Annotated in this window: 10 protein-coding genes and 2 pseudogenes; 5 read left to right on the top strand and 7 right to left on the bottom strand. The window is 61.1% G+C overall.

Going from position 1 to position 9,095, the window contains the following annotated elements:
• Both G0A00_RS25545 and G0A00_RS25540 read left to right on the top strand, forming a co-directional pair.
• Positions 1-417 (top strand): annotated as a pseudogene (locus tag G0A00_RS25545) (hypothetical protein); the annotation flags it as partial.
• A 9-nt stretch (positions 418-426) separates the two neighbouring features.
• Entirely contained in the window at positions 427-768 is a 342-nt protein-coding gene (locus tag G0A00_RS25540; RefSeq protein ID WP_203595517.1) for a hypothetical protein, read from the top strand.
• Positions 769-994: 226 nt separating this feature from the next.
• On the opposite strand, the gene G0A00_RS25535 is transcribed toward G0A00_RS25540, so the two are convergent.
• The 3 genes from G0A00_RS25535 to G0A00_RS25525 all read right to left on the bottom strand — a co-directional run bounded on the left by G0A00_RS25535 (position 995) and on the right by G0A00_RS25525 (position 2,987).
• Positions 995-1,342, bottom strand: a complete 348-nt coding sequence (locus G0A00_RS25535) for a PRC-barrel domain-containing protein (protein WP_235953393.1) — start codon at positions 1,340-1,342, stop codon at positions 995-997.
• Positions 1,343-1,862: 520 nt separating this feature from the next.
• Positions 1,863-2,126: a YegP family protein gene (locus G0A00_RS25530; RefSeq protein ID WP_235953395.1), complete on the bottom strand. Its 264-nt coding sequence runs from the start codon at positions 2,124-2,126 to the stop codon at positions 1,863-1,865.
• Positions 2,127-2,654: 528 nt separating this feature from the next.
• Positions 2,655-2,987: a hypothetical protein gene (locus G0A00_RS25525; protein WP_164185552.1), complete on the bottom strand. Its 333-nt coding sequence runs from the start codon at positions 2,985-2,987 to the stop codon at positions 2,655-2,657.
• Positions 2,988-3,388: 401 nt separating this feature from the next.
• On the opposite strand from G0A00_RS25525, the gene G0A00_RS25520 reads away from it, so the two are divergent.
• Positions 3,389-4,408: a GSU2403 family nucleotidyltransferase fold protein gene (locus G0A00_RS25520; protein ID WP_164185553.1), complete on the top strand. Its 1,020-nt coding sequence runs from the start codon at positions 3,389-3,391 to the stop codon at positions 4,406-4,408.
• A gap of 719 nt (positions 4,409-5,127) precedes the next feature.
• Complete coding sequence (locus tag G0A00_RS25515) at positions 5,128-5,421, top strand: hypothetical protein (RefSeq protein WP_164214287.1); 294 nt, start codon at positions 5,128-5,130, stop codon at positions 5,419-5,421.
• Between the two features lie 191 nt (positions 5,422-5,612).
• Here G0A00_RS25515 and G0A00_RS25510 read toward each other — a convergent pair whose 3' ends face one another.
• From G0A00_RS25510 to G0A00_RS25500, 4 genes and pseudogenes are all read right to left on the bottom strand, one after another.
• Entirely contained in the window at positions 5,613-6,617 is a 1,005-nt protein-coding gene (locus G0A00_RS25510) for a sensor histidine kinase (protein ID WP_164185579.1), read from the bottom strand.
• A 517-nt stretch (positions 6,618-7,134) separates the two neighbouring features.
• The gene (locus G0A00_RS26670; RefSeq protein ID WP_235953398.1) at positions 7,135-7,350 is read right to left on the bottom strand and encodes a hypothetical protein; all 216 of its coding nucleotides are present in this window, start codon (positions 7,348-7,350) and stop codon (positions 7,135-7,137) included.
• Positions 7,351-7,594: 244 nt separating this feature from the next.
• Positions 7,595-7,696 (bottom strand): annotated as a pseudogene (locus G0A00_RS26935) (type II secretion system protein E); the annotation flags it as partial.
• 32 nt (positions 7,697-7,728) lie between these two features.
• Entirely contained in the window at positions 7,729-8,124 is a 396-nt protein-coding gene (locus G0A00_RS25500; RefSeq protein ID WP_164185581.1) for a hypothetical protein, read from the bottom strand.
• Between the two features lie 18 nt (positions 8,125-8,142).
• Between G0A00_RS25500 and G0A00_RS25495 the strand changes: the two genes are divergently transcribed.
• Positions 8,143-8,913 (top strand): hypothetical protein, encoded by a 771-nt coding sequence (locus tag G0A00_RS25495; protein WP_164185582.1) that lies wholly within the window; start codon positions 8,143-8,145, stop codon positions 8,911-8,913.
• Positions 8,914-9,095 lie beyond the last annotated feature (182 nt).

Genomic DNA, 9,095 nt, shown 5'->3' with positions numbered 1-9,095 from the left:
GAGCGCCGGTTCACCGGCTCGGTCAGTTCCGGCGCCGATGACGACATCCGCCGTGCCACGCGGCTCGCCCGCTCGATGGTCACGCGCTGGGGCATGACCGAGGCGCTGGGGCCGGTGGACCTTCGAACCTCCGAGGACAGCCCCTTTCTCGGGCAGTCCTTCGCCCAGCCCCGAGAGCATTCCGACGCCACCGCCGCGCGCGCCGATGCCGCGGTGATCCTGCTGCTCAAGGAGGCCGAGAAAGCCGCCGCCGACCTCATCGAAGAGCATGAGACGGAAATCCTCCGCCTTGTTGACCGGCTGGAGCAGGACGAGACCCTGGACAGCGACCAGATAACACAGCTTCTCGCCGGGGCCGGAAACGTGCACCGTATCGAACGCCCGACCAATGGACGCAGTGGCGGCGGGCCCGGCTGAGCGCTGGCGGTGACGCTCGAAGCGTCCCCTGCAAGTGGCGGAGGGACTGAAACTCAGAGCCATGTCTTCCACCGCCGACTGCACGACTTCTCGGAGAGCATCGAACATGCGCTGACGGCGCTGCTGCTGGTGGCCCCGGGCCGCGCCCTGCCGCGGCTCTTTGCGGACCTGACCTGGACGCAACTTGCCGTGGCGCTGCTCCTGCTGCTGATCATTCGACCGTTGGCGGGCTGGTTGGCGCTGCCGGGCACCGGTCTTCGCAGGCTTGACCGGGCGGTGATGGCCATCTACGGCGCTTGGCTCAATCTACTACCTCGCCTATGCAGCGAGCCATGTGGAGTTTGCCGATGAGGCCGAGAGCTGGTCGCTGGTCGCACTGGTAATCGTGCTGTCGACGGTGCTGCACGGCTTCAGCGTGGCTTGGGCGGTGGACCGGCTCGACTAAAGTGAGGGCTGATGCGTTGCCCTGAGTGACACCTCGCAGGGAAATTCGTTTCCCAAGCCGGCAGCTTCAACAACGACTGGGCCCGGCCTTCCGACCGGGCCCTGCATTTCCTGCCCGTGGGAGCTGCTTGGTTCAGACCCAGTAGTTCGGCACACCGTAATAGTCGTGCGTGCGGGTCTCCCAGTCGCGGTCGCGGTGCCAGTCGTCCCGGCGCTCCGGCGCGCCCTCCAACTGCTCGGACGTGACGTCGGTCACATAGCCGCCACGACTGGTGTCGTAGCTCAGCTTGGCCCAAGGGATCGGGTGGTGGTCTTCACCGAGCCCCAGAAAGCCTCCGAAGCCCATCACCGCATAGGCCACCTTGCCGGTCGCCTTGTCGATGGTGAGGTGGTCGATCGTTCCGACATGCTCGCCGGAGCGGGAATAGACCGCCGTGCCGTTGACCTTGTCGGACGAAATCATTGTCGAGTTCTCATGCATCGTGCCATCTCCTCCTGATGTGTCCGGTAAAACGGGCAGGCAAGGGGCAATGTTCCGCAGCGGGCTCGGTCGGACGGCGGCCAAGAGCGCCTTTCCGCCGAGGTAGCGCACCGGGCAAATTCGAGGTGATAACAGGCGTTGGTGGAGGTTTAACGGAGCCGCCCGATCAGGCCGGCAAAACTTTGTGAACCTCTCTCAGGCGAAGGACGTGTTGGGAAGTGTAGATCGTGATGACATTTTCATCCTGCTTTCCCGACTTTACCTTTTGGCGCTTATGCGAATCCCGGACATGGTAGGGCGCATAGCACGTCAATCAGGCGGCTCCGGCCCCCGTCGCTGCTCCGTGCAGTATCAGCCGGGCGCTGCGCGACTTTTGTTTGGCGGGATCGCCGGGCGGAGAACCAAGCTAGCCGAAGGGTATTACTTGGTCGTTTCGCCTCAGTTCGTAGTTGCCGGACGAGGATCGGGCTAAGCGAAACTCCGGTCGATGTCGGGCGCCTCGCAGGAGGCGCCCTGAAAGTCAGACGACTTGGTCCACGAGCCTCGCGCCCTCGGCGTTTATCTTCACCGAAGCGATGCCCGCTTCGCGCGCTGGCTCACTGCTGTAGGCTTCGCTGGTGCCGATGACTTGGCCATTGCTGGCCTTGAGATTGAACATGGGCTTGCCGGACGACGTGGCCTTGCGCTCGTAGCGCTCATCGAGCGGCGCGTTTCGACGAACCGACCCGATGCCATTCTCCGGCCTTGTCCTTGTAAAGCTCGAACTTTCCAGCCATTTCTCCAACTTCCTCGTTACATCTTTCGGTGCACCCATCGTGCAACCAGTGCCGTCCGGTTGGCAAGTCATTGGTAAAACTGCGGGCGTGGGCGTTTAATCCCTGGCAACGTCTGAGGCTGAGACGATCGGCAAGGCCGTCTTGGGGGCGGTCTCAAGGGCTCCAAGAAGGGTGGGTGCGGCGCCCTTCGCGGCCACGTCCCGGCGGCGGCCGAAGCGGACGGGGGCGACGGATTTGGCGAAGTTTGAAGAGGCCGATGGGGATTTGCAGCAAAAGGAGAGCCAGGAGGGTTGGAAAGACTTTTCCACAGGGGGCTCATCTTCCTCTCCTCACCGCCGGGCCTGAAAAACGGTCCTTGGCCCTGAAAACTGTACCTGCCGCGGCGATGGCATGAATTCTGTCACCGGGTCCGCGAATTGGAGGCCGGAAGCCCCAGCCCTCGAGCTTCGCTTCTCAGCCCATGAAGGCTGAACCCGGTGACAGGGCTCATGGCCGCCTGCGAGCACCTTCCGCATCGGCTCTATGAGATTTGGCGATCACTCCTCGCTCTCAACTGTCGGGTAGGCACTCGCGGCCACCCCTGCCGGCCGTGGCGGCACGTCGATCCAGGCTACCCCACTGGCCACGATGCAGGCGAGCCCATCGGGATGCACGACAAGGATCGTCCAGTTGCCCTCCTCAGCTGCGCGCCAGACTTCCAGCATGCGCGTCCCAGACTGAAGTCCACGCCCGACAAGCGCTTCGTCGTAGGTGCTTTCGAGCGTTCCGGTGATGCTCTCGTGGAGCCCGCAGACCATCTGCGCCGATACCGGCGGTCCGGCGGCGGCCAGTCCAAATGTCAGGCTGAGACTTATCAGACGTTTCCACATGATCTTCTCCTTCCCATTCCCGGGGGTCGGAGAACTCAAGGGCAACGACCCCAGCTCCAAGTTGCGTCATATATATGGTGTCTGAGTGCCGCGGTTACACCGAAATATTCCGAAGATTTGATCCGCCGCGTGAGAAACGGTCTTTGTTGTGCTCTCTCTTTCAGGTGCCCCCGAACTACTTGCTCATAGAGCTCGTTACTCAGCTCGCGGACCGGGTCGAGACCAGCCCCCGGGCCATTTCTAGGCCGTCAGACCTTACCTGTGGGGCGCAGTTCCACTGTAGGATGCGTGGCCACAATCCAAGGATTTGCCTGTGTGCATCAAAAAATACTTTGCTGCAGGCCGCCAGTTGTGTGTATCAATTTCGTATTTGATGCACACGAGCGAAACACAGGTATAAGATGGAGCCGATATCGCACTCTCGAGCCGCCCAGGTGGCGTATCAGGACTTGCTGCGCATGCATCTCGACGAGGCGGCGTCGGAGATCATCGGCAGTATCGAGGAGCGTCGCCGCAATGGGCGGACATATCTCTATGACCGGTTCCGGATCGGGACCGAGATGAAGAGCCGCTATCTCGGCGAGGATAGCCCAGACTTGCGCGATCGCCTGGCACGCGCTGCCGATTTGAAAGCAGAGGCGCAAGAGCGCAAAAAACGCATGTCGCGTCTGGCGCGCGTTCTAAGGGCCGAAGGCATGATCGGAACCGATCGGGAGACAGGCTCATTGCTTCTGGCGTTCGCGCGCGCGGGCGTCTTCCGGCTGGGCGGTACGTTGATCAGGACCGGAGCCTATGGGCTTTATCAGGGGGAACTTGGTGTTCGCTTTGACTCTGACGAACTTGCCCAGACAGGGGACATCGATTTCGCGAGCTTCGAACGGCTCTCAGTGGCACTGGGCGACCGGGTGGAGGAAGAGCCGGGGGAGATCCTCCGGTCGATGAAATTCGAAGCTGTCCCCGGGGTTTATGATCGGCAGATCTGGAAGTGGCGTCAAAGCGGCGGCGAAGCAATGGTCGAGTTCCTGACACCGGCTTTCGGCGACGAGGGTATCAAGCCACTTCCGGCACTGGGGGTCAGCGCACAAGCGTTGAACTACCTCAATTTCCTGATCGCGGAGCCGATACAAGCCCTGGCACTCTACCGCTCCGGAGTCCTTGTGCAGATCCCGCGACCGGAGCGCTTTGCAATCCACAAACTGATCGTGGCCAGCAGGCGGCACGGCGGGCCGGACGAAGCGAAGGCGCGAAAAGACCGTGCCCAGGCTGAGTTCCTCATCCGCATCCTCGCTGAAGATCGGCCCGACGATCTCGCCGAAGCATACGATCACGCGCTGTCGCAAGGCCCCCGGTGGCGGGATCGGATTGCCTCAAGCCTTGGACGCATGTCGAGCACAAAAGACCTTCTGCATGGGCTCGCGTGACCTGATGAGGATGGTCGCCCCTGGGGTCAGGCCTTTGGTCTGCGTGACGACGGACTTCGCCCGGTCATCTCGGCGGCTTGTCTGAGGTATCCTCAGACGGCAGAGCTTCCCGGTATATGGCTTGTGCTGCCATCGTCGAGGGCTGGCTGCCCTGGCGTGCCTACCGATCTTGCCATGTAGACTTTTCTGACGGGGTGGAAATGCGTCGCACCGACCTCGCAGGCCCGGCCATTGGACGCGGGGCGCGCTTTCAGAAATAGGAAAGTACGCCCCGCGCTGAATGCTCCGTGAGTGGATATGCTGCATTCTAGATACAAGATAGGAGTGCGGAACAGTCTCGACAACCATTCCGGGAAAGTTCTGGAAATGCGAGGCGAAAACCCGCCTTTCCGTGAAGATGCGTGCTGCGCCATCGGCGCCTCGCCCCTGCTTCGGAGGGCGCTCGAATGATTTCTGGCGCAGACGGGGTGCGGAACGAGGCTCCGGGCCAGCGCTTGCAGTGCACGGGAGACACACCCTCGGGCGGCCTACGGCATCCAAATCCGCCCATGCGCCGCTTGCATGCTTCGCGCAGCGAGGCGACCGAAGAAAATTCATCCCCGCAGCGGGCGCTTCGACAGAAGGTCGCTGCGAAGGACGTACGATTTTGCCTTCGCGTTCGGTGCTCTTTCGAGGAGCCCAAGACTCAGAAGGGTCTGGATGGACCGGTAGAACGTCGCTTGAGCGATCGCGCCAACCAATGGATGTCGTCGAAGGCCGTCGGATTTCACGGTGTTGCCGGTGCACTGGCACAGGGCGTGGGCGGCAAGCAAGACATCTCGCTCTGTTCTTCTCAGTCCGTCAATGCCCACGTCGATCTCAAGAACGCGCAGCATATTTCGCAATTCGAGTATCGCGCGAAGCTTCTGGTCCTTTGTGGAACGCGGCTTGGGTTCAAATTGTGGCATCTAGATCAAGTAATTGGAAGAATGCTGCGTCAAACTTATCACTTTGAGAACTTCTTGTCGCCTTGATTGAGATTTGCTACGGTCCGTTTGGCTTCTTCCGTGAGTGGTGTAGCCGTCTTCTATTTGAGCAGCTTCTTCCCTGGTGGTGAGAGCCGCCAGGGAAATTTCTCAACGACGCGCCTGTGTTGGCAAAGAGATGAGGCGGAGGCTGAGAGGAGACCGGCGCGCGCTGCTGGTTCTAACGTTCCTTGATCAGCCTAGTCCTCCTGTGTGGCGGCGCTGAGGGCGACGTGGACCCTGGCAGTCATTTGCCCGGGCGCGACCTCCCGATGAAAGGTACCCCCGAGTGCCGCGAGCATGCGCTCGCACATCCGGGAACCAAAGCCGGCCTCCCCCTCACTGGGTGTTGCCCCGAAGCTCCCGCTTTCCCGCCACGTGATTTCGAAACGGGAGCCGTCGATCTTGGACGTCACCTGCAGTGTGCCGTCCTCCTGGCCAAGCGCGCCGTACTTCACCGAGTTGGTGCAAAGCTCGTAGAGCACGAAGGCAAGAGGCGTCAGGGCCCTGTCGGATAGAGGGATGTCGTCGCCCTCGAGAACCACGAGGTCCGCTCGGAATGGCCGGAGGATGTCTTGCAGTAGGTCGCTTAACGGGACGCCGGACCGCATGGGCGCAAGGGGATCGGTGACCGAGAGCGATTGTGCAGAGGAGAGTGCGACAAGGCGATTTTTCATCATCGCAGCCAACTCCTGTGCCGTGTCGACCCCGCGGGCACAGAGGCTGATCAGCCCGCTTGCTATGGCAAAACTGTTGCCCACGCGATGGCGCATTTCGGCCAGAAGGATGCGCTGCTGCTCCTCGAGCTGCTTTTGCAAGGTGATGTCACGGGCGATCTTGGAGGCTGCGACGATGTTTCCTGCCGCGTCCCTGACAGGGGAGATGGTCAGCGAAAGATCGACGAGCTGGCCGTTCTTGCGGCGACGGACGGTTTCGAAATGTTCGATCCGCTCGCCGCGCGTCAGACGCCGAATGATGTCGGCCTCCTCCTCCAGGTGATTGTGGGGGATGATCATGGTGATCGATTGGCCAATCGCTTCTGCGGCGGTATAGCCTAGGAGGCGCTCGGCACTCGGGTTCCAACTCATTATGCGGCCATCAAGATTCTTGGTGATGATGGCGTCGTTCGAGCCCTCAACGATCGCCGCGAAGTGGTTTTCGAGCGCGCCTTCGATCTGAAAATTGAGTGTGCCCTGCTTGGTCATCGCCCGGTCACCCTCATGTCTCCCGGTGTGGATTGTCGTCCCTCGCTTACATGGTGGAATATCGCGGCGCGCAGACCAAGGCAAATGGTGCATTCTTCGCTACGGTGGCATATCGCCGGGTGTCACTCCGGGCCTAGCTTCGCAGGTCCGTCGATCTGGAATGCGGGGTTACTCTCGAGACGGAATGTTCCGTACCGATCTCGCCGGAACGGGCCAAGATCGGTAACCACGCAGTCCTTGGTCCGATCAAGGACCTCCACCGCGGCGCCGCTCCAGGCGTGCCCTTTCGGGCCTCGCACAATGACGAGAGTGGTCATGGCGATTGCACCCCCTTGTTGGTCTACCTGCGGCCACCTTCATCTGAAAATTCCAGAAACGCAGTATTCCTTCGCAGTGCCGTAGTATGATCAGGCGATGTGGGCGCAAAAAACGCGCAATGGAAGCGAAGTCCAATCGTGTCGCTTCGCGGCGAGGGTTCGGCGAGATGACATGGTTCGAAGGTGTCGGAGTTAGGTGGCTAGCGTCTCTGGCTCCTGACCACCTCGACAACCGTGCCGGCCAGCACTGCAATGCCACCAATGAGCACCGCCGCGATGCCGAGGGGGAAGAGGATGGTTCTGGAGGAAACGAAGGTTCCGGTGATTTCGGCGCTGAAGGCCAGATGGTCGGTCGCGAGCATCGCGATACCGACGCCTACTAGAACGAACCCACCGAAGAAGAAGATTTTCACCATACCTATACGTCAACTCAAGCTTTGTTCGATCAAATATTCTGTACAGCAAATACGAGCCCAAAAGCGGCAACCAGAAACATCTGCCGGGAGCCGGTCTAAACCCGACGTCATGCAGGTCGCCATCCGCGTAGATGCACGCAAAACGTGCATGTTCGCACATCACTCGCCAACCTACGCGGAGGACGGTGCTGGCGTGTGTCGGGAAAAGCTCGAAGGCATCCTCGATGGTGACCAGCCGTTCGCGCGTGTCGACTATCTCAAGGAGCGCGCGGGCGAAGGTGGCCTTGCCGGTCGAAGTGCCACCTGAGATCACCACGTTGAACCGGTCCTCGATACAGAGCTGCATGGCTTCGGTCATCCGCGCTGCTGGCGTCGAGATCACGATGAGACCGCGTCCAAGCCGCGTCCCGCGCTGATCGCGGCGGTGACCGACAGGACGGGGCGCCTTTGTGCGTCCACCGCACCTGACTGGTCGAGGATGGATCGGACAAGGCACCCGTCGAGGTGCAACGCCGGGCTATGGGCGAGTTTCTGGGCAATGCCGTGAAGATCGACGCCCCAAGCGAGTGTCTTGCGATCGGGGAAGGTCTCGAGACCATGCTGTCGCTGCGCGAGGCCCTTCAGCATCATGCCAGACATGCCCTTTCGGGCCGTGCACAATGACAAAATCACCCATGAGGCCGTGTCCTCAAGTCGTTCCGAGAAAATCTGCAGCCTGCAAAGCAATTCCTGCACCTCGCCACCGCCAGTCATCATGACGCTGGACTTCGCCAAGGCCATGGTGCGACAGTGATGACGTCCCCGAAAGTGGCGGGTTCCTCGTCGGTGCCGTTGCTGCGGACGGTCTCTCTATCATTTTTGCGCTGGACCGCATCAATTACACGAAGAATGTTTCTCAGGGTTCTATTCGATATTTTCCGCAAGCCGATTGCCTGGTTTCGAAGACATCCGGCTTCCACCGGGGCGGAAACTTCGGAGCTTGTCGTGACCGGCCGCATTGCGGATGGGAACACCGCTCGACTACCGGCCTCTCAGACGCCCTTGGACGCGGCCTCTGAACAGAACTTTGCGCAGGTGGCTGAGACTCAGGGCGAGGAAGGCGCCTCCCGAGTTGGTCTGGTCGTCGGCGACCCCGATCGCGCCCATCCCAGAGCGGACTCGCCAAGTCAGGAGGCGTCCGGGGCCTGCTTCAATGATCCAGAGCCAACGCCGCGGGCTTGGCGCCGGGATCTCGCTATCGTCGATGGCATGGATGTGATGTGCTGGGAGGGAAGGGTCGCAAATCTGGAGGCGTTGCGCACCGTGATCGATATACTGCAGGCGCGGCGGGTCACACCGCATATCGTTCTGGCCCTTGACGCCTGCGGGACGTCGTTCAGCGAAGAGGGTGATCTCCGCGCATTCCGTCGGCTTCTGGACCGTGACGTGAATATCGACATCTGCCCGTCGGACAAGTCGGTCGCGGCGTGGGTGATCGAGCTGGCGGGTGATTTGGAGGCGCCGATCGTGTCGAACGATCCCTACCACGCTTGGCCAAACGCTCGCGATTTCGCACGGCTGTAGGCTACGCCGTAAAATCGCGACGAACGTGCGCCTACCCACTCCACTCGGGGCCTGAGTAGAGCGGCACCAGAGGATTCAGTGATGACAGTCGAGCCGATCCTGCAGGAGGAAACCGGCTTTCTGAAAACGACGCCGGGCACGACGCCGGCGCTCTTCTAATCCTTCAGATCAGATCGTCCACG

Origin of the sequence: Salipiger sp. PrR002, assembly GCF_010500775.1 — a bacterium.
GTDB lineage: Bacteria > Pseudomonadota > Alphaproteobacteria > Rhodobacterales > Rhodobacteraceae > Salipiger.
The sequence above is the reverse complement of the archived record's forward strand: the minus strand, read 5'-3'. Positions and strand labels throughout refer to the sequence as shown.

Bases quoted from the DNA above. Each gene is read 5' to 3' on its own strand.
- G0A00_RS25510 (WP_164185579.1), bottom strand. From the start codon at position 6,617: ATGACCAAGCAGGGCACACTCAATTTTCAGATCGAAGGCGCGCTCGAA.
- G0A00_RS25535 (WP_235953393.1), bottom strand. From the start codon at position 1,342: ATGCATGAGAACTCGACAATGATTTCGTCCGACAAGGTCAACGGCACG.
- G0A00_RS26670 (WP_235953398.1), bottom strand. From the start codon at position 7,350: ATGGTGAAAATCTTCTTCTTCGGTGGGTTCGTTCTAGTAGGCGTCGGT.
- G0A00_RS25525 (WP_164185552.1), bottom strand. From the start codon at position 2,987: ATGTGGAAACGTCTGATAAGTCTCAGCCTGACATTTGGACTGGCCGCC.
- G0A00_RS25495 (WP_164185582.1), top strand. From the start codon at position 8,143: ATGACGTCCCCGAAAGTGGCGGGTTCCTCGTCGGTGCCGTTGCTGCGG.
- G0A00_RS25520 (WP_164185553.1), top strand. From the start codon at position 3,389: ATGGAGCCGATATCGCACTCTCGAGCCGCCCAGGTGGCGTATCAGGAC.